The organism is Enterobacter cloacae complex sp. FDA-CDC-AR_0164 (assembly GCF_003071645.1).
GTDB classification, from domain to species: domain Bacteria; phylum Pseudomonadota; class Gammaproteobacteria; order Enterobacterales; family Enterobacteriaceae; genus Enterobacter; species Enterobacter ludwigii.
In genome coordinates this window covers 4385750-4412261 of record NZ_CP028950.1, presented here as the reverse complement: position 1 = coordinate 4412261, position 26512 = coordinate 4385750, and the positions used below count along the sequence as shown (strand labels likewise).

Here is a 26512-nt window from a genome sequence, read left to right as displayed (position 1 = left end):
GCAAAATTGTTACCAATAGCAACAAAGGAGGAAGTCCCGTGAATAAATCAATGTTGGCGGGTATAGGGATTGGCGTCGCTGCTGCGTTAGGTGTGGCTGCCGTTGCCAGTCTCAACGTACTGGATCGCGGCCCACAATACGCACAGGTCGTGTCTGCTACCCCGATTAAAGAAACCGTGAAAACGCCTCGTCAGGAGTGCCGCAACGTCTCCGTAACCCATCGCCGTCCGGTACAGGATGAAAACCGTATCGCCGGTTCAGTACTGGGTGCGGTTGCCGGCGGTGTGATTGGCCATCAGTTTGGTGGTGGTCGTGGTAAAGATGTGGCGACCGTGGTCGGCGCGCTGGGCGGCGGCTATGCCGGTAACCAGGTGCAGGGCGCTATGCAGGATAACGACACGTACACGACGACTCAGCAGCGCTGCAAAACCGTCTATGACAAGTCGGAGAAAATGCTGGGTTACGACGTGACGTACAAAATTGGCGATCAGCAGGGTAAGATCCGTATGGATAAAGACCCGGGCACTCAAATTCCGCTGGATGGAAACGGTCAGCTGGTACTGAATAACAAAGTGTAAAAAAGATGTTCTCTGAACTTAGCTCCTCAAGCGCTCAGGCTGAGGAGCTTTTTTTTTGCGTCAGATTTTGAGCAGTTCAGGCCACAGTTTTAGCGTGGTCGCGGTAATGGTTTGCAGTTTTTCCAGCGTAGCCCCTTCACGAGCGCTTATCGACATACCCTGCAAAATACAGTTCAGGTATTGCGCCAGCATCTGTGGATTGCAATGCGCAGGAATTTCACCTCGTTGTTGGCGCTGAGACAGGAACGCGCTTAGCGTCTCTTCCTGCATGGCATGGCGCGATTTCACCGTGTTGGCAATCTCTTTTGAGGAGGCTGCAAGGGTGGCAGAGGTGTTAATCATAAAGCAGCCCGCAGGGGTATCTTTACTGGTGAAGCAGGTCGCGACGGTGGTGAAATAGTCCCGTAGCGCCTGTTCGACGCTTTTCTCTTCACAAAACAGCTGGGCTTCGTGTTTCGCCGCAAAGCGCGAAATGTATCTGTCCAGCACCGCCCTGAACAGCCCCTCTTTATTGGTGAATTCAGCATACAGTGTGGGTGCTTTGGCACCGGTAGCTTCCACCAGATCGGAAAGCGAGGTCGCTTCATACCCATGTTGCCAGAAGAGAGTCATGGCCTTATCAAGCGCTGCATCCCTGTCGAACACTTTTGGTCGGCCACGGCTTTTCTTCGCGCAACTCGTCACGTCGGTTGTCATTTGCCGTTGGTCCTCTGTTGGTTTGTTGAATAATCATTATAAAAATAATCGCGGGTGACCACCAGCACTGATGAGAGAAAAATAAATTAATCATATGGGTATGAAAAATAACGAATTTAAAATTTAATTAATGTTCGTTATAAAAAGATGTTGACGCGTGAGCTGGATCACATTTATGATTTACCTATCGATCGTTAACTAAATAGCTAACGACCTCCAAATCATCTGCCCAAAGGTAAAAATCATGAAAAACGTAAAAACCCTCATCGCTGCTGCTGTTCTGAGTTCACTTTCTTTCGCAAGCTTCGCTGCTGTTGAAGTGCAATCAACCCCTGCTGACCAGCATAAAGTCGGGACTATCTCTGCTTCTGCCGGGACTAACCTGGGCTCACTGGAAGATCAGCTGGCGCAGAAAGCTGACGAGATGGGTGCAAAATCTTTCCGCATCACCTCAGTGACCGGTCCTAACACCCTGCACGGCACCGCTGTTATCTACAAATAAGCCTGGCTAAACCCTCATTTATGCCACTGCGATGCCACTGTAAAAAAGCCCTGCTCAGCAGGGCTTTTTTTATTGGGGATCACATCGACTGCTGGGTGACATCCTGATGCCGGGTGACATCGGTGGGCATCCCGGAACGCGCCTCCATCGCACGCTCCATCACGATGCCATCCGTGCGGGCATTCGTTTTAAAGCTCACCATCGCGGCATTCAGATTAATTGGCAGTGTCTGCGGATCGTCGCCAATGTTTTTCGATAACGGCTGGTGAATTTCAACCAGTCTTACGCCACCCGGCTCCTCAGAAACCTTAATGGGCGTATTAATAATATTCACTCGGGTACCAGGCGTGATCACGCTATAGAGCGTCTTGATATCATCATCGCGCAGACGAATACAGCCGGAACTGACGCGCATCCCGATACCGAAATCCGCATTTGTTCCATGCAGAAGGTAAACGCCACCATAGGCCGCAAGACGGATCGCGTGGTGACCCATCGGATTCTCCGGACCCGCTGGCACCACAGCCGGCAAATCAATTCCCTGTGCTTTATAGCGAGCACGAATATTAGCCGTTGGCGTCCAGGTTGGGTTGGCACGTTTATCCGATACGGTGGTGACCATTGTTGGGGTCAGCGTGTCGCCGCCCAGTTGGCCAATACCGATTGGATAAACGGTGACTTCATTTTTACCCGGTGGGTAATAGTAAAGACGCAGCTCGGCAAGGTTTATCACGATCCCTTCGCGCGCTACATCCGGGAGAATAGTCTGCAACGGGATGGTCAGGACGCTGCCAGCGCGTGGCACATAGGGGTCGACGCCAGGGTTAGCCTGCAGCAGAGCCAGAAAGCCTACGTTATATTTTTTGGCAATCGCTTCGAGCGATCCCCCATTATTTTCAACCACATGAAAACGGTTTTCGCCCACGACCTTGCTGCCAGCAGGGGGAAGAGGCCAGGTATTTGCGCGTACAGGAAGCGCAACAGCGACCGTTGCTGCCAGCGCAAACACGGTTATCCAGCGGGTAAAACGCGAAGAGGTCATCATCACCATAATCCATATAAATAATAAGGTTATTGTTTTATAAGGCGTTAACGATAATTATGGCGAATGGGTATGTCGGGAAATCCAGGTGAAGTGCAAAGAGTTTGTAAATTGTCCCCCCGTAAGCATTGCGCCAACGGGGGGAAGGGGGAATTATGCAACAGCGTTCTCTTCCAACTGACGCATAAAGTGACGAACCCACTCCATCCGGTTTTTACGATCCGTCAGCTCCTGCGTAAATTTCAGACGCGTTGGACCATCCAGACGGAAATGCTGTGGCTGTTTCTGGAGCAGACCGATTAGCCACATCGGATTAACGTGATTCTTCTCGGCAAATTCAATCACGCCACCTTTTTCATTGCCTTCGAGCTTACGAATGCCCAGCTTCTGTGCCTGCTGGCGCAGCCTCGCAATATCCAGCAGGTTTCTCGCGGCATCCGGCAACAGGCCAAAGCGATCGATCAGCTCTACCTTAATTTCATCCAGTTCGTTCTCATTTTTCGCACTGGCGATACGTTTGTAGAACGACAGACGCGTGTTCACATCCGGAATAAAATCATCCGGTAGCAGGGAAGGCATGCGCAGTTCCACCTCAGTTTGCTGGCTGGTCAGATCTTCCAGCGATGGCTCACGTCCGGCCTTCAGGGCATCGACCGCATTTTCCAGCAGCTCCATATAGAGCGAGAAGCCGATGGTTTCCATCGAGCCGCTCTGGTCTTCGCCCAGAAGTTCACCTGCACCGCGGATCTCAAGGTCGTGTGTCGCCAGCGCGAAGCCCGCGCCCAGATCTTCCAGCGATGCGATAGCCTCCAGACGTTTTTGTGCATCGGTGGTCATCGCTTTCGGATGCGGGGTCAGCAGCCAGGCGTAGGCCTGATGGTGCGAGCGGCCAACGCGGCCACGCAGCTGGTGAAGCTGCGCCAGTCCAAAGTGATCCGCGCGCTCAATAATGATGGTATTGGCCGTCGGAATATCGATCCCGGTCTCAATGATGGTGGTACACACCAGGACGTTAAAGCGCTGGTGGTGGAAATCGTTCATCACCCGCTCCAGCTCGCGCTCGCGCATTTGACCGTGACCGATAGCGATGCGCGCTTCCGGCACCAGTTCTGCCAGCCTGTCCGCCGCTTTCTGGATATTTTCCACGTCGTTGTAGAGATAATAGACCTGACCCCCGCGCAGTACTTCACGCAGAATAGCCTCGCGGACGACCAGGTTGTCGTACTCACGAACAAAGGTTTTTACCGCCAGACGACGTGCCGGCGGCGTGGCGATAATCGACAGGTCGCGCATGCCGCTCATCGCCATATTCAGCGTTCGCGGAATCGGTGTGGCGGTCAGGGTGAGGATATCGACGTCGGCACGCATCGCTTTAATGCGCTCTTTATGACGGACCCCGAAGCGGTGTTCTTCATCGACGATCAACAGCCCCAGATCTTTCCACTTCACATCACTCTGCAGCAGCTTGTGGGTGCCGATCAGAATATCGATCTTACCCTCGCTGGCCTGTTCCAGAATCTGCGTCTGCTCTTTGGTACTGCGAAAACGTGACAGCATCTCAATACGAACCGGCCAGTTGGCGAAACGGTCGCGGAAGTTGTCAAAATGCTGCTGGGCGAGCAGGGTGGTAGGCACCAGCACCGCGACCTGTTTGTTGTTTTCTACCGCGAGGAAGGCGGCACGCATCGCCACTTCGGTTTTGCCGAAGCCGACATCGCCGCAAACCAGCCTGTCCATCGCCAGCGGCTGGCACATGTCGCTCAGCACAGCATTAATGGCCTGGGCCTGATCCGGCGTGGTTTCAAACGGGAAGCTATCGCAGAACATCTGGTACTGTTGTTTATCATGCCTGAAGGCAAAGCCTTCTTTGGCCGCGCGTTGGGCGTAGATATCCAGCAGCTCTGCCGCCACATCACGCACTTTTTCCGCGGCTTTCTGCCGCGCGCGCGCCCAGGCGTCGCCGCCCAGTTTATGTAATGGCGCATGGTCTTCTGCACCGCCGGCATAGCGGCTGATGAGATGCAGGGAAGAGACCGGCACATAGAGTTTGGCGTCATTGGCGTAGGTCAGCATCAGGTATTCGCCCTTGATGCCACCGGCTTCCAGCGTCGTCATGCCCTGATAACGGCCAACTCCGTGCTCGAGGTGAACAATCGGCTGGCCGGGGTGCAGTTCGGCGAGGTTACGGATCAGCGTGTCCGGATTAATGGTGCGACGGCTGTCCTGACGGCGGCGCGCCACGCGTTCCCCCAGCAGGTCGCTTTCGCAAATCAGCGCCAGATTGTTGAGAGTATCCACAAACCCGTGCTCGGCGGAGCCAATCATCAGATAACGGCCATTACCGGTGGCTTCACTCAGGCGCAAAATACGTTTCGGGGCAATTTTGATCCGCCCCAGCAGTTCACCCAGCGCTTCCCGGCGGCCTTCGCTTTCAACGGAGAACACGACCGGCCCGGTAAAGGATTCGAGGAACTTGCGCAGATTATCCAGCGGCGACTTCTGCTGCGCCTGAACGGATAAATCCGGTAGCGTGCGGAAGGCGAGGTTGGTATTGGCGGCCTTGTCGGCGAGCGAATCGGTTTTGAGCTGCATACGCGGCCAGCGTTTCAGCTCGGCGTTCAGCTCATCAGTGCGCAGCCACAGCACTTCCGGTGGCAACAGCGGACGCATCGGGTCCACGCCCCGGTTTTCAAAGCGGGCGCGAGTTTCGCTCTCAAAACGGCTGGCGCTGGCGTCGATATCACCGGTGTTAACAATCAGCGTATTGGCCGGGAAATAGCTGAACAGCGCGGGCAGAGGCTCGTTAAAGAACAGCGGCTGCCAGTATTCAATCCCCGCCGGCAGCGTCCCTTTGCTGACCTGCTGATAGATATGTTCGGCATCGCGTTTAACGTCGAATCTGTCGCGCCACTGGCTGCGGAACAGCTCGATTGCGGTTTTGTCGGTCGGGAACTCATGTGCGGGCAGTAAATTGATGGAGTCCACTTCTTCCAGCGTGCGCTGCGTGTCGGCGTCGAACACGCGCAGGCTATCGATTTCATCATCGAAGAAATCCAGACGATACGGCTGGTCGCTGCCCATCGGGTAAAGATCGAGCAGTGCACCACGCGTGGCATATTCCCCGTGCTCCATCACCTGATCGACATGGCGATAACCGGCGCTGTCGAGCTGCGCGCGCAGGGCGTCCCGGGACAGGCGCTGGCCTTTTTTCATCACCAGCGCATGGCCATGAAGATAGCTGTGCGGACAGACCCGCTGCATCAGGGTGTTTACGGGGACGATCAGCACGCCGCGCTGCATCGTCGGTAACTGATACAGGGTCGACAGACGAGAGGAGATGATCTCCTGGTGCGGCGAGAAACTGTCATAGGGCAGCGTTTCCCAGTCGGCCAGACTGAACACCAGATTGTCAGTGAACTGGCGGATTTCATCATGCAGGCGCAGGGCATTTTGCATATCCGGGGCAACCAGTACCACCGGACCCGGGTGTCGCTCAGCGATTTCTGCCACCAGCGTGGCGCACGCCGCGCCAGTAAGTTCGCCCAGCTGGCGCTGATCGCCCGCTTTGACAGGCAAGGAATATCGATAGTGTTCAGGCATGGCTATGTCAGAGTCTCTTGGGGATATACCAACAGTATTGGGGCATATCACTGATACGCAATGTCTTTATTATCCTCGATCGTTTTACATAATCAAACCGGAACCGCACAGGGAGGAAATTCGCCCCCAAAAGGGGGCGAAAAGCGCATCAGCGGCTGGCCGATGACGGAGAAAGCGTGGAAGGCGGGGAGAAGAACACATCACCAAACAGTGCGGTGGAGACCTTACGCACCCCAAGCCCGGCAACGGTGCAGAGCAACAGGCTGGCAAACGGGTAGACCAGAATCAACGTCAGCTCCGCCCAGACCGGCCAGTATGCGGCATTCATCTCACCAATCAGGAACAGGCTAAAGGCCTCAATCAGGATGCGATGGGTGGTATAAATCGCGATGGTATTAGAACCGATCACGTTAAGCAGATTATTAGGATGGACGGCATAACGTTGCTCAATGCTGTAGAAAAGCTTCATGATCAACACAATCGACAGCAGGGAGAGCAGCAGCGGGACGTTAGCAAACCACAGCACCACAGAAACGGCAGCGAACGCGGCTAACGCCAGCCAGGCGCGACGCAGATTGAACCCTTTCATCCACGCCATCAGCTCAGCGCCATACCACGCGCCGAGGCTGTAGTAGATCATGTTGCGCACCACGCTGTTCATTCCCCACCACGGCAGCGGCAGGAAGTTTATCGCGACGCTCGCCAGTGCCAGCAGCCCCAGTACCGGCAGCTTCCAGCGGCTCAGCAGTTTACACAGCGTGAAATAGACCACCAGGGCATACAGATACCAGAGACTGGTGCTGGCGGTGAGCATTCCCTTCACAAACCCGGAAAGGGAATCGGCATAGGCCGCATTGGAGGAAGTGGCCAGTTCACGCTCGGGAGCAAGCCAGGCGTTGAGGTGGCTCAGCGCCTGCCATTGCAGAACGCCCCACAGCGCCAGTACCCAGACAATGCTCCAGATCCGTTTATCGAGACTGGTACGCCAGTCCACCTCATCGATGTAACGTCGAATCAGATAGCCGGAAATGAAGAAAAACACCGGCATGCGGAAGGGAGCAAGATAGAGATTAAAATAGACCCAACATTTGGCGAGAAGACCGGATAACGGATGTTGTAACCCATTGAGATGGGGATAAAAGGTGATGACTGAATGGTAGATAACCACCAGGCAGATACACAGCCCTTTTATCTGGTTAATCCATAATGCTTTTTGCTTCATTGTTCGCGACTACCTTTTTGCCATAAACGAACGAACAATTGTTGTTAAACAAAACCGTGATGTAACGGGTAACAGTCTGTATCAGGAGGTTTTTCGGAAAAGGTGGAGGCTGTACAGGGAGGTTTCAGAGAGTAGTACCCTGATTTATCTGAATTTTTCAGAAAAATGATTACCAAAGCTTACGGTTTCAGTCATTTACGCTTAAGGGATTCGCTTATATACTCGTGGGTCTGCTATCAGCAAACAGACGGATTTCATGTACCAACCTGTCGCACTCTTCATAGGCTTACGTTACATGCGTGGGCGCGCCGCGGACCGCTTCGGTCGCTTTGTCTCCTGGCTTTCGACTATTGGCATTACGCTTGGCGTAATGGCTCTGGTGACGGTTCTCTCCGTCATGAACGGCTTTGAGCGCGAGCTGCAAAACAACATCCTGGGGCTGATGCCGCAGGCTATCCTCTCCTCAACCAACGGTTCCGTTAACCCACAACAGCTCCCGGAAAGCGCGGCGAAGTTACAGGGTGTCACGCGCGTTGCGCCGTTAACCACGGGCGATGTGGTGCTGCAAAGCGCCCGTAGCGTGGCGGTCGGCGTGATGCTGGGCATTGACCCGGCGCAAAACGACCCGCTGACGCCATTCCTCGTGAACGTGAAGCAGACCGACCTGGAAGCCGGCAAATATAACGTGATCCTCGGCGAGCAACTGGCCGGGCAGCTTGGCGTCAACCGTGGCGACCAGCTGCGCGTAATGGTGCCGTCGGCCAGTCAGTTTACGCCGATGGGACGTTTGCCAAGCCAGCGCTTGTTTACGGTGGTTGGCACGTTTGCCGCCAACAGTGAAGTCGATGGTTATCAGATGCTGGTGAATATTCAGGACGCGTCACGTCTGATGCGCTATCCGGCGGGGAATATCACCGGCTGGCGCCTGTGGCTCGACGCCCCGCTAAAAGTGGATACCCTCAGCCAGCAAACGTTGCCGGAAGGGACCAAATGGCAGGACTGGCGTGAACGCAAGGGCGAGCTGTTCCAGGCCGTGCGGATGGAAAAAAATATGATGGGGCTGCTGCTGAGCCTGATCGTGGCGGTCGCGGCCTTCAACATCATCACCTCACTGGGGTTGATGGTGATGGAAAAGCAGGGTGAGGTCGCCATTCTGCAGACTCAGGGGCTAACGCCGCGCCAGATCATGGCGGTATTTATGGTGCAGGGTGCCAGTGCCGGGATTATCGGTGCGCTACTCGGTGCGGTGCTGGGGGCGCTGCTCGCCAGCCAGCTTAACAATTTAATGCCGATCATCGGCGCTCTGCTTGATGGTGCGGCGCTGCCCGTGGCTATCGAACCGTTACAGGTGATTGGAATTGCGCTGGCTGCGATGGCCATTGCGCTGCTTTCTACGCTTTATCCTTCCTGGCGCGCTGCCGCCACTCAACCCGCTGAGGCTTTACGTTATGAATAAGATCCTGTTGCAATGCGACAACCTGTCCAAACGCTATCAGGAAGGCACTGTGCAGACTGACGTGTTGCACAATGTGAGCTTCAGCGTGGGCGAAGGTGAGATGATGGCGATTGTGGGCAGTTCCGGCTCCGGCAAAAGTACGTTATTACACCTGCTCGGTGGGCTGGATACACCCACCAGCGGTGACGTGATTTTCTCCGGCCAGCCGATGAGCAAAATGTCATCTGCGGCAAAAGCGGAGCTGCGTAACCGCGAGCTGGGCTTTATCTACCAGTTCCACCACCTGCTGCCGGATTTCACGGCGCTGGAAAACGTGGCGATGCCGCTGCTGATTGGTAAAAAGAAACCCGCAGAAATTAACACCCGCGCCAGCGATATGCTGAAAGCGGTTGGGCTTGGGCATCGCGGTAGCCATCGTCCTTCTGAACTTTCCGGCGGTGAACGCCAGCGTGTGGCCATTGCGCGTGCGCTGGTCAACAATCCGCGCCTGGTACTGGCGGATGAGCCAACGGGTAACCTGGACGCCCGCAACGCGGACAGTATTTTCCAGCTGCTGGGTGAGTTGAATGCCTCGCAGGGAACCGCGTTTCTGGTGGTAACCCACGATCTCCAGCTGGCAAAACGGATGGGACGTCAGCTTGAGATGCGCGACGGTCATCTGAACCCAGAACTGACCCTGATGGGGGCGGAGTAATGGCTTCACCGTTATCGTTACTCATAGGGTTGCGTTTTAGCCGCGGACGTCGTCGCGGCGGCATGGTGTCACTGATCTCGGTGATCTCCACCATCGGTATTGCGCTGGGAGTGGCGGTGCTGATCGTGGGCCTTAGCGCCATGAACGGCTTTGAGCGTGAACTGAATAACCGCATCCTGGCGGTGGTCCCGCACGGTGAAATCGAACCGGTGAATCAGCCGTGGACGCACTGGAGCGATGCCCTGAGCAAAATCGAAAAAGTGCCAGGCATCGTGGCGGCCGCGCCTTACATTAACTTTACCGGGCTGGTCGAGAGCGGCGTTAACCTGCGCGCCATTCAGGTAAAAGGGGTGAACCCGGTGCAGGAAGAGCGCCTCAGCGCGTTGCCGAAATATGTTCAAAACGGCGCGTGGGCAAACTTTAAGGCCGGTGAACAGCAAATTATTATGGGCAAAGGCGTTGCCGAGGCCCTGAAGGTTAAGCAGGGCGACTGGGTCTCTATCATGATCCCGAACGCCAGTGCCGACCACAAGCTGCAGCAGCCTAAACGCGTACGTCTGCACGTCACCGGTATTCTTCAGTTAAGCGGCCAGCTCGATCACAGCTTTGCGATGGTGCCGATGGAAGATGCGCGCCAGTATCTCGACATGGCCGACAGCGTGACGGGGATTGCCATTAAGGTCAACGACGTCTTCAACGCCAATAAACTGGTGCGTGATGCCGGCAGCGTGACCAATAACTATGTCTACATCAAAAGCTGGATTGGCACTTACGGTTATATGTACCGTGATATCCAGATGATCCGCGCCATTATGTATCTGGCGATGGTGCTGGTGATTGGGGTCGCGTGCTTTAATATCGTTTCGACGCTGGTGATGGCGGTCAAAGACAAGAGCGGCGACATCGCCGTCCTGCGTACCCTGGGGGCAAAAGACGGTCTTATTCGCGCCATCTTTGTCTGGTACGGTCTGCTGGCTGGACTGTTCGGGAGCCTCTGTGGCGTGGTGATTGGCGTGGTGGTTTCTCTGCAGCTGACGCCAATTATCAATGGCATCGAGGCGCTTATTGGCCACCAGTTCCTGTCAGGTGATATCTATTTTATTGACTTCCTGCCGTCTGAATTGCACTGGCTGGACGTTTTTTATGTGCTGGTAACGGCACTTTTACTGAGTCTGCTGGCAAGCTGGTATCCGGCGCGTCGCGCAAGCCGAATTGATCCGGCGAGGGTACTAAGTGGCCAGTAATTACGTCATGATTTAGCGGTCGTCAGGCCGCCAAATCAAAAAGAGGAATGCGTGATGTATTATGGATTTGATATTGGCGGCACCAAAATTGCGCTGGGCGTGTTTGATAAAAACCTCAAACTGCAGTGGGAAACCCGCGTTCCCACGCCACGCGAAAGCTACGATGAATTTTTAACTGCCATTGCCGCGCTGGTGGCGCAAGCTGATTCACGTTTTGGCGTGAAAGGCAGCGTCGGCATTGGTATTCCGGGAATGCCCGAAACTGACGATGGTACGCTGTATGCGGCCAACGTTCCTGCTGCCAGCGGTAAACCGCTGCGCGCCGATCTCTCCGCTCTGCTTGAACGCGACGTGCGTTTAGATAATGATGCCAACTGTTTTGCACTCTCCGAAGCCTGGGACGATGAGTTTCAGCGCTATCCGCTGGTGATGGGGCTTATCCTCGGCACGGGCGTAGGGGGAGGGATCGTCATCAACGGTAAGCCGATTACCGGGCGCAGTTACATTACGGGAGAGTTCGGCCATATCCGCCTGCCGGTTGATGCCCTGGCGGTCGTCGGGCGCGACTTCCCGCTGACCCGCTGCGGTTGCGGTCAGCACGGCTGTATTGAGAACTACCTCTCCGGACGTGGGTTTGCATGGCTTTACGAACACTTCTATCATCAGAAACTTGAAGCCCCTCAAATCATTACCTTGTGGGAGCAGGGGGATGCGCAGGCGCGAGAGCACGTTGAGCGCTATCTGGATCTGCTGGCGGTGTGTCTGGGAAATATTCTCACCATCGTCGACCCGGATCTGCTGGTGATTGGGGGAGGGCTTTCAAACTTTAGCGCGTTAACGGAACAGCTGTCCGGGCGTTTGCCCCGATATTTATTGCCGGTTGCCCGCGTGCCGCGTATTGAACGTGCGCGACACGGGGACGCAGGAGGGATGCGCGGAGCCGCATTCCTTCATCTCACCGATTAGTTTACGAGGTTTTTATGCTGTCGCGTCGCTTAGGTCGACTCAGCCGTTTTCGCAAAAATAAACGCCGCTTACGTGAGCGCTTGCGCCAGCGGATCTTTTTCAGAGACAGAATGATGCCAGAAGCGATGGATAAACCCAGAGTGGTGGTGCTGACCGGGGCGGGGATCTCCGCAGAGTCAGGTATTCGTACTTTCCGCGCTGCGGACGGGTTATGGGAAGAGCACCGTGTTGAGGATGTGGCGACGCCGGAAGGCTTTGCCCGCGATCCGGATCTTGTGCAGGCGTTTTATAACGCCCGCCGTCGTCAGCTGCAGCAGCCAGAGGTTGTGCCTAACCCGGCGCACCTGGCGCTGGCGAAGCTGGAAGAGGCGCTTGGCGATCGTTTTTTACTGGTTACGCAGAATATTGACAATCTGCATGAACGGGCCGGTAACAAAAACATCATCCATATGCACGGTGAACTGCTGAAAGTTCGCTGCGCCTGGAGCGGTCAGGTGCTGGACTGGAAAGAGGACGTGCTGCCTGAAGATAAGTGCCACTGCTGCCAGTTTCCGTCGCGCCTGCGTCCGCATGTGGTCTGGTTTGGTGAAATGCCGCTTGGTATGGATGACATCTACAGCGCACTGGCCATGGCGGATGTCTTTATCGCCATTGGCACATCTGGCCATGTCTATCCGGCGGCCGGCTTTGTTCACGAAGCGCGGCTGCACGGCGCGCATACGGTTGAGCTGAATCTTGAGCCGAGCCAGGTGGGCAGTGAGTTCGAAGAGAAGCACTATGGCCTGGCCAGTACCGTCGTACCGGAGTTTGTCGATAAGCTCCTGAAAGGGCTGTAATCGCGATAGCCTGAAAAGGCACCCGTCCTGCGGGTGCCTTTTTTTGTTTATGGCGTAAAGTACGCCAGCGTTTTCTCCAGCGATTTCGCCTGCTCGTCCAGAGACAGGGCCGCTGCCGAGATCTGTTGTACCAGGGACGCGTTCTGCTGGGTCGTGCTGTCCATCTGATTGACGGCAATACTGACCTGGCTAATTCCCCGATTCTGCTCATCCAGAGCCTGAACAATATCGTTAATCACCAGATGCACATGCGACACGGCCTCAATGACCTGCTTCATCATGACGCCGGTTTCATTGACCAGCTCAACGCCTTTGCTGACACGGCCTGAAGACTCGGCTATCAGCTGGGAGATCTCTTTTGCCGCGTTGGCGCTTCGCTGGGCAAGGTTGCGAACCTCACCCGCCACCACTGCAAAACCGCGCCCCTGTTCGCCCGCGCGCGCCGCTTCTACGGCGGCATTCAGCGCCAGAATATTGGTCTGGAAGGCGATACCGTCCACAATGCTGTTGATCTCTCCAATCTTACGGGCGCTTTCGTCAATTTCCCCGATCACCACCACGACATCGTTGACCAGCGTCTCGCCATGTCCGGCAAGGGTCGCGGCGCGATCGGTAAGGGTGGTAGCTTTGTGCGCATTGTCGGCGTTATTTTTCACCGTGACCGAAATCTCTTCCATGCTGGCTGCGGTTTCGACAATCGCTGCTGCCTGTTCTTCGGTGCGTGAGGCCAGATCGAGATTGCCTGCCGAAATTTCACTGGTGCCACCGTGAACGGAGTGGCTGGCTTCGCTGATGTTACCCACGATGCGCTTGAGCTGCATCTGCATGGTGTGCAGGGCGTAAAAAATACTGCTGGTATCCCCGGGCCGCACCGGGATAGCGTTGTTCAGGTCGCCGCCGGCCACGGCCAGCGCGATCCCGGCGGCATCTGACGGTTCGCCCCCCACCGGGCGGTCCACTTTACGGGTAAAGATTTGCGCCATGACCAGGCTGACAACCACAATGCTTAACACCATCAGGAGGATGGCTTTCAGTAAAAATTGTCTTGCCTCGGCCATCACTTCGCTGACCGGGGTGACGATAGCCAGCTTCCAGGGCGTCTGACTGTTGCCGATGGTAATCGCCTGCCAGGTGATAAATGCCTCTTCCTTCAGTTGAGGATCGTTTGTGCGTATCACCTCATCCCCTGTGACGGTTCCGGTGTAAGGCTTGCCTACGGCACGTTTATCCGGGCTGGAAACCACGCTGTTGCCCGCCGACAGAAGCAGGGCGTAGCCTGTACCGTTCCACGGTTTAATCGCCCCGATCATCGATTGCAGGGTGGCGAGTGAGAAATCCGACGTGACGGACCCCAGGAACTGCCCCTCACGCATGATGGGGGCGGCAATCGAGGTGAGCATTACGTCCACCCCATTGTAGGGATAAATATAGGGTTCGATGATGACATCTTTTTGCCGTTGCTTCGGCAGCAGATAATAATCGCCGCTGCCGGGCGTTTCGATGTCCGTCAGCAGATGTAATGCCGGTTTGCCTGTGGCGTCGCGGTCAACGTAGCGGGCGTAACGTCCGGCGGGATCTTCACCGCTCTGACCGGCAAAGGTGGCATCGTTGCCATCGAAGGCATCAGGTTCAAAGGCCATCGACATTGAAAGAAACTGAGGGTGCGCTGAGAGATAATGGATTAGCAGCTGGTTGAGCCCCTGTCGATCAGCGATGCTCGCGTCGCGCAGTGCCTGAGCGCTATTTCCCATGTCACGCGCGGCCGCCAGGGCGGAATCCATCTGTTTACTGACCTGCAACGACTGCACTTCAGCAATCTGGCGGATGTGTTTTTTAGCCAGCACTTCTTGCTGATCCATCCACTGCCACATCATAAAACCGATCGTTGCCGTAAAGCCCACCGTCACGGTGAGGAAAATGGACAATAGCATCAACGTCTTGACTCTTATTTTTTGTTTTCGGACCATGGCGTCTTTCATTCTCAACTCCCGTAATGACGTGCATGTCGGGCAGGCACAGATCACTTATCGGATATTTCGCCATGTTTCTGTAGAGCACCGGGTATATTTAATTTAAATTTTTGATCGCTAATTCCCGTTAATTAGTGTGGATGCTTTTATTTTGTGCATTCAATCAAATTAGTGTTCGATAATGCTCGTTATCGTTGTGCAGATAGGGGATGCTAATAAATATAAAGACGTTCAGGAGGATGGGATATGTATGGATTTATCGCGAGACAACCCATTTTTAACCTCGATATGAATACCGTGGCCTATGAGCTGCTTTTCAGAGACGGAATGACCAACCGTTTCCCGGATGTGTCGGCGGAATATGCCACGTCCAGAATGATATCAGACCAGTTCTTATCCGTGCCATCTCAGCGCATCGCCGGGGAACATACGTCGTTTATCAATTTTCCTTCCCGGATGATCATCGACCGCAGCGCTGAGGCGCTGGACAAAAACAACGTGGTCATTGAGATCCTTGAAGATGCTGACCCGGGTGAGGCGCTTTTGCAGGCCGTGAGAGAAATGTATGAGCACGGGTACTGCTTTGCGCTCGATGATTTCACTCTCGCACCGGAATGGGATGTTTTTTTGCCCTATATTTCCATCATCAAATTTGATGTCCAGAATTACACCTTAGCGCAAATTAAAAATTACCTGAGTGAGCGTAAAAGCCTGACCGGGCATATTAAATATCTGGCTGAAAAAATTGAGACTAAAGAGGAATTCAAACAATACAGCGATGCCGGATTTTCTCTTTTTCAGGGATATTTTTTCTGTCGTCCGGAGGTGATTAAATATAAACGGCTATCGCAAAATCAGCTTGCAATTTTCCGTCTGCAAATGGAAGTAGGGCGCAATAAACCTGACTTTCGGATCATCGAGGCGTTAATCAAAAGCGATCTCACGCTGTCCTATAAAATCATGCGCTATATGAAGCACACCGCCTTTAAACACATGGGGGCCTGTAATTTCAGCAAGTTAACCCTGAGTGAAGTGCTGAGGTATCTCGGGGAAAATCAGCTCAGAAGGTTTGTGGCCGTTGTAGTGCTGGCAAGTGCAGCCAACGACACCGTCACCGAGCTTTACCCGATGAGTATGATGCGCGGGAAATTCTGTGAACTGATTGCTGAGAAACTGAATGAGCCAATGCTGGCTGAGAATGCGTTCATGTGCGGTCTGTTCTCACTGCTTGATACCCTGCTTGAGCTGCCGATGGCAGAGTTGATGACACAAATTGCTGTCCCGCAGAGCGTGAGTAATGCGTTGTGCCATCAGGAAGGGCAGTTAGCGGATATGGTTCGCCTCTGCCATTACTACGAGCAGCAGCAGTGGGATGAGGCAAGCAGAATAAGTCACGCGCTGGGACTGGCAGAGGAAGACATCGTAGAGGCGATGAGGAAGGCCACGATCTGGGCCGGGGAGAACGCCGTCAGTTAATCGTTCCTCACTCCGCTAAGACGGAGTGAGGAAGAAAGCCTGGCCGCTTACCGGCCCGCTTTTAATTTCTGGTAATACTCTTCATAGATGCGGCTTGCGTCACCGACATCGTTTTGCCACTCGCCTTTACTGATGGTTTGCGCATCCGGATAGAGCGATTTGTCGTTCGCGACGGCCGGGCTGAGCAGCTTACGCGCAGCGAGGTTCGGGGTGGGATAACCAATGGTCTCCGCAACCTGTTTCGCGACGTCCGGGCGCAGCAGGAAGTTAATCAGCTTCAGGGCACCGTCAACGTTCTTCGCGTTTGCAGGAATAGAGAGGCTATCCATCCAGAAGATCCCGCCTTCTTTCGGCCACACTACCTCCAGCGGCGTACCGGCCTGACGGGCAACATACGCGGAGCCGTTCCACACCATGCCCAGATTCACTTCGCCTTCCATATAGGGGTTTGCCGGGTTATCAGAGTTGAATGCCGCCACGTTAGGCATCAGCTTTTTCAGCTCGTTATAGGCCGCTTCAATCTCTTTCGGGTCCGTCGTATTGCCTGAGTAGCCGAGCTTACGCAGCGCTACCTGGAACACTTCGCGCGCGTCGTCGGTTAACAGCAGGCTGCCTTTGTATTCCGGTTTCCACAGATCGGCCCAGCTTGTAACGGTTTTCGGATCGATAGCCTCGCTGTTGACACCAATGGCGGTTGCGCCCCAGATGTAAGGAATGGAGTAGTCGTTATTCGGGTCAAACGGCTTATTGAGCATCTCCGGATCGAGATTGTTGAAGTGAGTGAGCTTCGTTTTATCGATCTTCTGAATCATGCCCTCTTTGCGCATTTTATCGACGAAATAGGTCGACGGGACGACCAGATCGTACGCGCCTTCTTTGTAAGTTTTGAGCTTGGCGTACATGGTTTCATTCGACTCATAGGTAGAATAGATAACCTTGATGCCCGTCTCTTTCGTGAACTGCTCGAGCAGGCCAGGTGGCACATACTCGGTCCAGTTATAGAAATAGAGCGTTTTGCTGTCATCAGCGTGCGCGGCACCCATTCCGAGCACCAGTGCCGCAGCGGCAAGCATTTTTTTCATTTCATTGTCCCCTGAGATTTTGTTTTATCACGAGCAATAACCTGGCTGGCAATCACCAGCACCAGCGAGAACACTAACAGTATGGTCGCCAGCGCGTTCACCTCGGGCGAGACGCCGACTTTCACCATTGAATAGATCTTCAATGGCAGAATTTCATAACTCGGGCCGGTGACGAAGGAGGAGACCACCACATCGTCCATCGACAGGGTAAAACTCAGCAGCCATCCGGCAGCAACGGCGGGCATCGCCAGCGGCAGGATGATTTTGCGCAGGATCGTCATCTCACTGGCACCCAGATCTTTTGCGGCTTCCAGCATGCGTACGTCAAACCCTTTCAGGCGTGCGAAGACGGTGACCACCACAAACGGCAGGCAGAAAGTGATGTGGGAGAACAGCAGTGACCAGAAGCCCAACTGGACGCCCAGCAGCATAAACAGCACCAGCAGCGAAATCGCCATGACGATATCCGGCGACATCATCACCACAAACAGCATCCCGCTGACGAACGGTTTACCCCGGAAGCGATAGCGATAGAGCGCCACGGCGGTAAGCGAACCAATCAGCGTGGCGAAGGTGGCGGAGAAAATCGCCATCGTCAGGGAGTGCTGAGCAGCCTGCAGCAGGCTGTCGTTGTTCATCAGCAGGCTGTACCAGTTGGTAGTGAAACCTTGCCAGTTGATGCCGAAACGCGAGCTGTTAAACGAGTTCACGATCAAAATAATGATCGGAATATAAAGATAGGCATAGATGGCGGTCATAAAACCGCCGCGAAGCAGTCGACCAATCATTCGAGTTCCACCTTTTTATTCAGTAATCGTGAAGCGCGCCAGTAGATCAACAGCATCAGGCCCATCACCACCGTGAGCGTAATGCTGGTGGCGGAACCGAACGGCCAGTCGCGAATGTTCAGGAACTGACTCTTAATCACGTTGCCGATAAGCAGGTTTTTCGCGCCGCCCATCAGGTCGGACACGTAGAACAAGCCCATTGCCGGCAGCATTACCAGCAGACAACCTGCAATGATGCCAGGCATGGTCAACGGAATGATAATCCGGATAAAGGTCTGCAGTTTGCTGGCGCCCAGGTCTCTCGCAGCTTCCAGCAGCGGTTTATCCAGCTTCTCAATGCTGGAATAGAGCGGCATCACCATAAAGGGCAGCAGGATATAGACCAGACCCACAATGACCGCACCCGGCGTAAACATGATGCGCACTGGCGTATCAATCACGCCCAGCCACAACAGGAACTCGTTCAGATAGCCTTTGGTGCTGAGGAAAATTTTCAGCCCGTAGATGCGGATCAGGGAGTTGGTCCAGAAAGGCACGATCAGCAAAAAGAGCAGCAGTGGACGCACTTTTTGCGGCAGACGTGCCAGAAACCATGCAAAGGGATAACCCAGCACCAGGCAGGCAACGGTGGCGATCAGCGCCATATTAAGCGAGTGCAACAGCACGTCAAAATAGAGCGGATCGAGCAGACGCGAGTAGTTGTCCAGCGTAAAGACCAGCTTTACGAAGTCAGTATCGTCGCGGGTCAGGAAGCTGGTGGCGATGATCATCAGGTTGGGTAAGAAGACAAACAACACAAGCCAACCGACGATAGTAGCAATCACCACATTCTGGAATTTACTTGTGTTCTTCATCAGCCAGTACAACCTCCCAGCTTTCTACCCAGTTGATAACCATTTTCTGGTCGAGGGAGTGGTCGAAATCAGGGTCGTCCTCATTAAAGAACTCACTGACCATCACCATCTTACCGTTTTCCAGTTCGACGACAGACTCCAGCGTCATCCCTTTATAGTTGCGCTCCCGGATATAGCCAATCAGGCCCTCGGCATCAGTATTGCCGTGGATCTCTTCAACGCGCAGATCCTCCGGGCGCAGCAGGACGTTGAGCTTTTGCCCTTTTTCGACGGCAAAATTCACGGTGATATTGCACTCGCGGCCTTCTACGTTGGCCCGCACGCGCTGTTCGTCCAGGCGTTCAATCACCGTGGCGTTGAAAATGTTGATCTCCCCAATGAAGCTGGCCACGAACAGGTTTTTCGGCTCTTCATAGATTTCACGTGGCGTGCCGTCCTGCTCGATTTTGCCGTCACGCATCACCACGATACGGTCCGACATGGTGAGTGCCTCTTCCTGATCGTGGGTAACGAAGACAAAGGTAATGCCGAGCTTGCGCTGCAGGGCTTTAAGCTCGTTCTGCATCTGCTTGCGCAGTTTATAGTCCAGCGCGGAAAGTGACTCATCCAGCAGGAGCAGACGCGGTTTATTGACCACAGCGCGGGCGATAGCAACGCGCTGCTGCTGGCCGCCGGAAAGCTGGTGTGGCTTACGCTGGGCAAATTCTTCCAGTTGCACCATGCGCAGCGCGTCGGTAACGCGAGCAGGGATCTCGCTGGCCGGGGTTTTTTGCATCCGCAGGCCAAATGCGACGTTCTCGAACACGGTCATGTGCGGAAACAGGGCATAGCTCTGAAAGACGGTATTCACGTGCCGCTCTTCGGCGGGAACCTGGGTGATATCCTGGTTTTCAAGGTGGATGTGACCGCTATCGACGTTTTCCAGTCCGGCGATAAGGCGCAGTACGGTTGTCTTGCCGCAGCCAGAGGGGCCAAGCAGCGTGAGGAACTCACCGTCATTGATGGTCAGGTTGAGCCCGGAAATAACATCTTTACCATCAAAACTTTTACGAATTCGTTCCAGTTGCACCAGCGGTGAACGTGAACGGGATTGTGTATTCAATTTTTGCGCTGTCCCATATAGACGCTCCGGGATGCAGACCGAAGCGGGGTTTGTGTGTAACCACCTTGGTGACTCGTAATGAGGGCGGACATTCTACGGCAAACCACTATAATCGCCAATCCTTGTCACTGATTCATAAGCTACATTTACTAACGGATACGATATAAACGGAAAATATTCTCGTTTGCGGGATAAAAGTGACCTGACGCAATATTTGCCTTTTGATGCTTATTGATAATGTTGTCACAAAAAGTGAGGGTGACTGCATGGATAAATTACTTGAGCGTTTTTTACAGTACGTTTCGCTGGATACCCAATCTAAACCGGGTGTCCGCCAGGTGCCAAGCACCGAAGGCCAGTGGAAGTTATTAAACCTGCTCAAAGAGCAGCTCGACGCCATGGGGCTGGTTAACGTCACGTTAAGCGAGAAAGGCACTGTGATGGGAACGCTGCCTGCGAATGTCTCCGGTGATATCCCGGCGATTGGCTTTATCTCTCATGTCGACACCTCTCCGGATTTTAGCGGTAAACATGTCAACCCGCAGATTGTTGAAAACTACCGCGGCGGCGACATTGCGCTGGGGATTGGTGACGAAGTACTGTCGCCGGTGATGTTCCCGGTGCTGCACCAGCTGCTCGGTCAGACGCTCATCACCACCGACGGCAAAACGCTGCTGGGTGCCGATGACAAAGCGGGGATTACCGAGATCATGACGGCGCTGGCGGTGCTGAAAGAGAAAAATATCCCGCACGGGGATATCCGTGTCGCCTTTACGCCGGATGAAGAGGTCGGCAAGGGGGCAAAACACTTCGACGTAGATGCCTTTAACGCAAAGTGGGCCTATACCGTCGACGGTGGCGGCGTAGGGGAACTGGAGTTCGAGAATTTCAACGCCGCGTCCGTGACAATCAAAATCGTCGGAAACAACGTTCATCCTGGCTCCGCCAAAGGGGTCATGGTGAATGCGTTGTCGCTGGCGTCGCGTATTCATGCGGAAGTTCCGCCAGAAGAGAGCCCGGAACAGACCGACGGTTATGAAGGTTTTTATCACCTGACCAGCATTAAAGGCACCGTAGACAGTGCGCAGATGCACTACATCATTCGCGACTTTGACCGTAAAGCATTTGAAGCGCGTAAACGTAAGATGATGGAGATAGCCAAAAAGGTCGGTAAGGGCCTGCATCCGGATTGCTATATCGAGCTGATTATTGAAGACAGCTACTACAATATGCGCGAGAAAGTGATGGCGCATCCGCATATCCTCGATATCGCGCAGCAGGCAATGCGTGACTGTGATATTGAACCGCTGTTAAAACCGATTCGTGGTGGCACAGACGGTTCGCAGCTGTCGTTCATGGGGCTGCCTTGCCCGAATCTGTTTACCGGTGGCTACAACTATCACGGCAAGCACGAGTTCGTGACGCTGGAAGGAATGGAAAAAGCGGTGAAGGTGATTGTGCGAATTGCGGAGCTGACCGCGGCGCGGTAATGACAAAAAAAAGGCCGGGTCAGGCGAAGCCGCCACCCGGCACGCTTTTCTTTACGGTTTAGTCCTCAAAGAACCAGTACCCGCTGTTCACCAGCGCGGCGAGCATCGCGAGGAAAGAGGGATCTTCCAGCGCATCGCCAAAGGTATCGGCCGTTAAGGTCAGGTGGCTGGCAATAGCCTCCAGCGCCGGACGGTGAGGGGAGTCCAGCTTCTCGCCGTTAACGAAAACATCTTCACCGATGCGCAGTACGCGCAACCCGCCCAGACGAACCAGTTTGTCGCCCTGTTGCAGTGCGTCATAAATCTCGTCGGCCTGGTATGGCGGCTCTGGCGGTGCCACATCCAGCTCATGGCGTGACTGGCTGATAAACTCACCAAACCACTGGCTGAAATGCGCCGGTTCATTGATCAAATCCAGCATCATGCCGCGAAGCTTGTCCAGTTCGGCTGGCACAATATCAGCCGGGTGCTCGCGCGCAGGCACATCCGGGTCGCTGTAACGATGGCTGCCCAGTTCACGCTGCAGCACGTAGTCAGCAAAGCCGCTGATCATTTCGCGACCGCTTGGTGCGCGGAATCCGACGGAGTAGTTCAGCGAGTTTTCCAGCGAATACCCTTCGTGCGGGAACCCTGGTGGGATATAGAGAATATCACCCGGCTCCAGCTCTTCATCGATAATCCCTTCAAACGGATCGACCTGAAGCAGGTCCGGATGCGGGCAGTGCTGTTTCATCGGCACTTTGTCGCCCACGCGCCAGCGGCGGCGGCCTGTACCCTGAATGATGAATACGTCGTACTGGTCCAGATGCGGACCAACGCCCCCTCCTGGCACGGAGAAGGAGATCATCAGATCGTCCATTCGCCAGTCGGGCAGGGCGCGGAACGGACGCATTAACGCCGCAGTCGGTTCATGCCAGTGGTTAACCGCCTGAACCAGTAATGACCAGTTGTTTTCACCGAGGTGATCGTAGCTTTCGAAAGGACCGTGGCTGACCTGCCATTTCCCGTCCTGGTGGCTTACCAGGCGGCTGTCGACTTCGCTCTCCATGGCCAGGCCGGCCAGTTCGTCAGGGGAGAGGGGATCGACAAAATTGCTGAACCCGCGTTTAAGAACGACCGGGCGTTTCTGCCAGTAACGTTCAATAAATTCGGGCCAGTTAAGTGTTAAGTGATAATCCATATTTTTTTATTCCGCAGGCTCTTACTGACTCGGATTATAACGGAAGCACAGGAGCCTGGGTGCGAGATCCTCGCATTTTTCACATAACGGGTTAACTATCGTTCGATGTGGGCTGCTGGCGACCGAAAATGACCTCCATTCTGGCGCCTCCGAGTAAACTGTCTTCGGTTTCAATTTTTCCGTCGTACTGGTCGACGATTTCGCGTGCCACCGCTAACCCAACCCCCTGGCCGGGGCGCAACGTATCCGCACGCTGACCGCGGTCGAATACCACATCACGTTTATTGCGCGGGATCCCCGGGCCATCATCCTCAACGATAATATGCAATTCGTTATCCGTCTGACGCGCGGAAACTTCCACGAATTCCAGGCAATATTTACAGGCGTTATCCAGCAGATTGCCCATCACTTCCATGAAATCATTTTTTTCACCAACAAAGCTGATTTCGGGAGAGATATCGAGGCTGATATTGACCCCTTTGCGCTGGTAAACCTTGTTGAGCGCGGAGGTGAGGTTATCCAGAAGCGGTGCCACAGGATGCAGTTCGCGGCTCAATAACGCGCTGCCGGAACGCATGCTGGCACGGTGCAGATAGTAACCAATTTGCTGAGAAATACGGCTGATCTGTTCCAGCATCACCGGCTCGGCGTCATCAACGCTCAGCTTTGAGCTGCGCATCGAACGCAGGGTACTTTGCATCACCGCCAGCGGCGTTTTCAGGCTATGCGTGAGGTCGGTGAGGGTGGTGCGGTATTTATCATAGCGCTCACGTTCGCTTTTCAGCAGACGGTTGAGGTTACGCACCAGGCTTGTCAGCTCGCGGGTAGTCTCCGGGTTGAGCTTCTCACGATGATGTTCTTCCAGCTCGCGCACCTCTCTCGCCAGCGATTCGATGGGGCGTAAACTCCACCACGCGGCGAGCCACAGCAGCGGGATCACCAGCAGCAGATTCGCGGCCAGAACATAGACGAACCAGTTCCATACCATATAAGAACGTTTAAGTTCGACCGGGATGGTATCGACCACCACGATAGTTAACTGCGGCATGTTCATCGTGGCCGGGTAGAGGTTAATCGCCACGGAATGCGTCATTTCTGTTTCGGCATCGTCTGCGCGGATCTCATTCAGCTTTTGCTGCAGGGAGCGGTCCTCGCGCAGCAGCGAGCTGGTGGTGTTCAGATCGGCTTCAAGTTCGTGGAAACCATTGGTCTTAAGCCATTCCGGACGAATACTTTTAACCAGCCATGGAATATCGCGTTGTGCCCAAAGTAGTTTTCCCTTTTCGTTATAAATCAGGGCCAGCGTCGGGCTTTGCTGGTTAAGGTTTTCCGGCATTTCGACGGTGATCGTGTTGTTTTCCCATTTCGCCAGGGTATAAAACAGGTTGCTTTCACCACGCAACAGTCGAAAAGTTGTTTTATCAAAACTGACGCTGTAGCCCACCAGAGCCACCATGCCGTAGGAGAGGGATAACACCAGCACGACGGCGGCCGTTGCCAGTAAAAAGCGAACCCGCAGCGAGAGGGGCAGAATATGACGCAAGATCCCTTTCATTTAGCGTATTTCGAACAGATAACCCTGACCACGGACGGTCGTGATCACGTCCTGCGGGTACTCCGCCTGAATTTTCTTGCGCAGACGTCCCATCAACACATCAATCGTGTGGCTCTCACGCAGCTCGGCATCCGGATAAAGCTGAAGCATTAAGGAGTCTTTGCTCACCACTTTGCCGCTGTTGCGGATTAACGTTTCCATGATGGTGTATTCAAACGCGGTCAGCTTAATGACTTCATTATTGATCGAGAATTCACGACGGGAGAGATCAACCTGGAAAGGGGGAATCGAAATCACCTGGGACGCCAGGCCGCTGTTGCGGCGTAGCAGTGCCTGCATGCGTGCCGCCACTTCTTCGATGTGAAACGGCTTGGTGACGTAATCATCCGCGCCCGCGCTGAGCACTTCAACCTTGTCCTGCCAGCCTTCACGTGCGGTCAACACCAGAACCGGAAGGGAGACATCATGGCTGCGCCAGCGACGAATCAACGACAAACCGTCTTCATCAGGCAATCCGAGGTCGACGATGGCGATGTCCGGCAGGTGCTCATTGAGATAATAATCGGCTTCTTTTGCATCTTCGGCATCGTCCACCTGATGTCCCATCTCCTGAAGCTGAACCTTCAGGTGATGGCGTAGCAATGCGTTATCCTCAACAACCAGTACGCGCATCATCTTTTCTCCCTATATGAATGGTATGAATAGTTTAACGCTGATTATGTTGTTGTGGGGATAAACATTAAGTAAACCGGGGAAAAGCAGCCCCCTTTCCAGGCGGAAAGGGGGAAGGGAGGTTACTTCAGCTCGTCAACCATGGTGATGGCACGGCCGATATAGTTTGCCGGGGTCATCGCTTTCAGGCGGGTTTTCTCGTCTTCTGGCAGTTCCAGACTGTCGATAAACTGTTTCATGCCTTCGGCGTCTACGCGTTTGCCGCGCGTCAGCTCTTTCAGTTTCTCGTACGGTTTTTCAATGCCATAACGACGCATGACGGTCTGAATGGGCTCTGCCAGCACTTCCCAGTTGTGATCCAACTCGTCCAGCAGACGATCGCGGTTCACTTCCAGTTTGCTTACACCTTTCAGGGTGGACTGATACGCGATCAGCGCGTAGCCGATACCCACGCCCAGGTTACGCAGCACGGTGGAGTCAGTCAGGTCGCGCTGCCAGCGGGAAACCGGCAGTTTGCTCGCCATGTGCTGCAGCACCGCATTCGCCAGGCCCAGGTTGCCTTCGGAGTTTTCGAAGTCGATTGGGTTGACTTTGTGCGGCATGGTTGAGGAGCCAATTTCACCGGCGATAGTCTTCTGTTTGAAGTGGTTCAGCGCGATGTAACCCCACACGTCACGATCGAAATCGATCAGAATGGTGTTGAAGCGAGCGATGCAGTCAAACAGTTCCGCGATATAGTCGTGCGGCTCAATCTGGGTGGTGTACGGGTTCCACTGAATGCCCAGAGAGGTCACGAACGCTTCGCTGAACTGATGCCAGTCCACTTCCGGGTAGGCGGCGATGTGGGCGTTGTAGTTACCTACCGCACCGTTGATTTTACCCAGAATCTCGACCTGCTCCAGCTGACGATACTGACGTTCCATACGGTACGCCACGTTTGCCATCTCTTTACCCATCGTGGAGGGAGTGGCCGGCTGACCGTGGGTACGGGACAGCAGCGGAATATCACGATATTCGACAGACAGTGCTTTTACCGCGTCGATGATTTTACGCCAGTAAGGCAGCACCACGTCTTTGCGCGCGGTGGAGAGCATCAGCGCATGAGACAGGTTGTTAATGTCTTCTGAGGTGCAGGCGAAGTGAATGAATTCAGACACGGCATGCAGCGCAGGCACGCTTGCCACTTTCTCTTTCAGGAAATACTCAACCGCTTTTACGTCATGGTTGGTGGTGCGCTCAATAGTTTTAATGCGCGCAGCATCTTCTTCGTTGAAGTCAGCAACGATTTTATCGAGGTAATCGTTTGCCTGGGCGTCAAAAGCAGGAACTTCCTTGATTGCTGCCTGGGCGGCCAGCTTTTGCAGCCAGCGTACTTCAACCTGAACACGGAACTTCAGCAAACCATATTCGCTGAAGATCCCGCGCAGCGCGCTGACTTTATCGCCGTAGCGTCCATCTACAGGGGATACGGCGGTCAGTGAGGATAATTCCATAATTCGCAACTCCG

General features: G+C 54.3%; 22 protein-coding genes. 9 read left to right on the top strand and 13 right to left on the bottom strand.

Going from position 1 to position 26512, the window contains the following annotated elements; translation table 11 throughout:
• Positions 1–38 precede the first annotated feature (38 nt).
• Positions 39–578, top strand: coding sequence for a glycine zipper 2TM domain-containing protein (locus tag AM410_RS21760; protein WP_008500779.1), 540 nt, complete (start codon positions 39–41; stop codon positions 576–578).
• 60 nt (positions 579–638) lie between these two features.
• On the opposite strand, the gene comR is transcribed toward AM410_RS21760, so the two are convergent.
• Entirely contained in the window at positions 639–1274 is a 636-nt protein-coding gene (gene comR, locus AM410_RS21755; protein WP_014169591.1) for a TetR family copper-responsive transcriptional repressor ComR, read from the bottom strand.
• Between the two features lie 244 nt (positions 1275–1518).
• On the opposite strand from comR, the gene bhsA reads away from it, so the two are divergent.
• Positions 1519–1776: a multiple stress resistance protein BhsA gene (gene bhsA / locus AM410_RS21750; RefSeq protein ID WP_013097102.1), complete on the top strand. Its 258-nt coding sequence runs from the start codon at positions 1519–1521 to the stop codon at positions 1774–1776.
• A gap of 79 nt (positions 1777–1855) precedes the next feature.
• Here the strand turns inward: bhsA and ldtC are convergent, their stop codons facing one another.
• From ldtC to AM410_RS21735, 3 genes are all read right to left on the bottom strand, one after another.
• Positions 1856–2821, bottom strand: coding sequence for a L,D-transpeptidase LdtC (gene ldtC, locus AM410_RS21745; RefSeq protein ID WP_108648463.1), 966 nt, complete (start codon positions 2819–2821; stop codon positions 1856–1858).
• Between the two features lie 150 nt (positions 2822–2971).
• A complete protein-coding gene (gene mfd, locus AM410_RS21740) occupies positions 2972–6418 on the bottom strand; it encodes a transcription-repair coupling factor (RefSeq protein WP_025204447.1) in 3447 nt (1148 codons plus the stop codon).
• Positions 6419–6566: 148 nt separating this feature from the next.
• Positions 6567–7640, bottom strand: a complete 1074-nt coding sequence (locus AM410_RS21735; RefSeq protein ID WP_014169594.1) for an acyltransferase family protein — start codon at positions 7638–7640, stop codon at positions 6567–6569.
• A 256-nt stretch (positions 7641–7896) separates the two neighbouring features.
• Between AM410_RS21735 and lolC the strand changes: the two genes are divergently transcribed.
• The 5 genes from lolC to cobB are packed head-to-tail and all read left to right on the top strand — an operon-like array spanning position 7897 to position 12836.
• The gene (lolC, locus tag AM410_RS21730; RefSeq protein ID WP_025204446.1) at positions 7897–9096 is read left to right on the top strand and encodes a lipoprotein-releasing ABC transporter permease subunit LolC; all 1200 of its coding nucleotides are present in this window, start codon (positions 7897–7899) and stop codon (positions 9094–9096) included.
• Positions 9089–9790, top strand: coding sequence for a lipoprotein-releasing ABC transporter ATP-binding protein LolD (gene lolD / locus AM410_RS21725; protein WP_041162538.1), 702 nt, complete (start codon positions 9089–9091; stop codon positions 9788–9790). Before lolC ends, lolD begins: the two co-directional genes overlap by 8 nt.
• Positions 9790–11034 (top strand): lipoprotein-releasing ABC transporter permease subunit LolE, encoded by a 1245-nt coding sequence (gene lolE, locus AM410_RS21720; protein ID WP_014169597.1) that lies wholly within the window; start codon positions 9790–9792, stop codon positions 11032–11034. The genes lolD and lolE overlap by 1 nt, the downstream gene beginning before the upstream one ends.
• A gap of 54 nt (positions 11035–11088) precedes the next feature.
• Positions 11089–12000: an N-acetylglucosamine kinase gene (gene nagK / locus AM410_RS21715; protein WP_108648460.1), complete on the top strand. Its 912-nt coding sequence runs from the start codon at positions 11089–11091 to the stop codon at positions 11998–12000.
• A 14-nt stretch (positions 12001–12014) separates the two neighbouring features.
• A complete protein-coding gene (gene cobB / locus AM410_RS21710) occupies positions 12015–12836 on the top strand; it encodes a Sir2 family NAD+-dependent deacetylase (RefSeq protein WP_014169599.1) in 822 nt (273 codons plus the stop codon).
• 47 nt (positions 12837–12883) lie between these two features.
• Here cobB and AM410_RS21705 read toward each other — a convergent pair whose 3' ends face one another.
• A complete protein-coding gene (locus AM410_RS21705) occupies positions 12884–14815 on the bottom strand; it encodes a methyl-accepting chemotaxis protein (protein WP_108648458.1) in 1932 nt (643 codons plus the stop codon).
• Between the two features lie 237 nt (positions 14816–15052).
• Here AM410_RS21705 and AM410_RS21700 point away from each other — a divergent pair, with 237 nt between their 5' ends.
• Positions 15053–16282, top strand: coding sequence for an EAL and HDOD domain-containing protein (locus tag AM410_RS21700; RefSeq protein WP_020884653.1), 1230 nt, complete (start codon positions 15053–15055; stop codon positions 16280–16282).
• 47 nt (positions 16283–16329) lie between these two features.
• On the opposite strand, the gene potD is transcribed toward AM410_RS21700, so the two are convergent.
• From potD to potA, 4 genes are read right to left on the bottom strand one after another with little or no spacing between them, the layout of a single operon-like run.
• Positions 16330–17364, bottom strand: a complete 1035-nt coding sequence (gene potD, locus AM410_RS21695; RefSeq protein WP_014169602.1) for a spermidine/putrescine ABC transporter substrate-binding protein PotD — start codon at positions 17362–17364, stop codon at positions 16330–16332.
• Entirely contained in the window at positions 17361–18152 is a 792-nt protein-coding gene (gene potC, locus AM410_RS21690) for a spermidine/putrescine ABC transporter permease PotC (RefSeq protein WP_014169603.1), read from the bottom strand. Before potC ends, potD begins: the two co-directional genes overlap by 4 nt.
• Positions 18149–19006: a spermidine/putrescine ABC transporter permease PotB gene (gene potB / locus AM410_RS21685; RefSeq protein WP_020884651.1), complete on the bottom strand. Its 858-nt coding sequence runs from the start codon at positions 19004–19006 to the stop codon at positions 18149–18151. Before potB ends, potC begins: the two co-directional genes overlap by 4 nt.
• Positions 18990–20141, bottom strand: coding sequence for a spermidine/putrescine ABC transporter ATP-binding protein PotA (potA, locus tag AM410_RS21680; protein WP_171032980.1), 1152 nt, complete (start codon positions 20139–20141; stop codon positions 18990–18992). The genes potB and potA overlap by 17 nt, the downstream gene beginning before the upstream one ends.
• A 233-nt stretch (positions 20142–20374) precedes the next feature.
• Between potA and pepT the strand changes: the two genes are divergently transcribed.
• Positions 20375–21598, top strand: a complete 1224-nt coding sequence (gene pepT, locus AM410_RS21675; RefSeq protein WP_108648456.1) for a peptidase T — start codon at positions 20375–20377, stop codon at positions 21596–21598.
• A gap of 58 nt (positions 21599–21656) precedes the next feature.
• Here pepT and AM410_RS21670 read toward each other — a convergent pair whose 3' ends face one another.
• The 4 genes from AM410_RS21670 to purB form a co-directional block, all read right to left on the bottom strand.
• The gene (locus AM410_RS21670; protein ID WP_032677894.1) at positions 21657–22778 is read right to left on the bottom strand and encodes a ribosomal protein uL16 3-hydroxylase; all 1122 of its coding nucleotides are present in this window, start codon (positions 22776–22778) and stop codon (positions 21657–21659) included.
• A gap of 91 nt (positions 22779–22869) precedes the next feature.
• Positions 22870–24333: a two-component system sensor histidine kinase PhoQ gene (gene phoQ / locus AM410_RS21665; protein ID WP_032681238.1), complete on the bottom strand. Its 1464-nt coding sequence runs from the start codon at positions 24331–24333 to the stop codon at positions 22870–22872.
• A complete protein-coding gene (gene phoP / locus AM410_RS21660) occupies positions 24334–25005 on the bottom strand; it encodes a two-component system response regulator PhoP (RefSeq protein ID WP_032670531.1) in 672 nt (223 codons plus the stop codon).
• 122 nt (positions 25006–25127) lie between these two features.
• On the bottom strand, positions 25128–26498 hold the full coding sequence (gene purB, locus AM410_RS21655; protein WP_020884458.1) for an adenylosuccinate lyase: 1371 nt from the start codon (positions 26496–26498) through the stop codon (positions 25128–25130).
• Between the last annotated feature and the right edge of the window lie 14 nt (positions 26499–26512).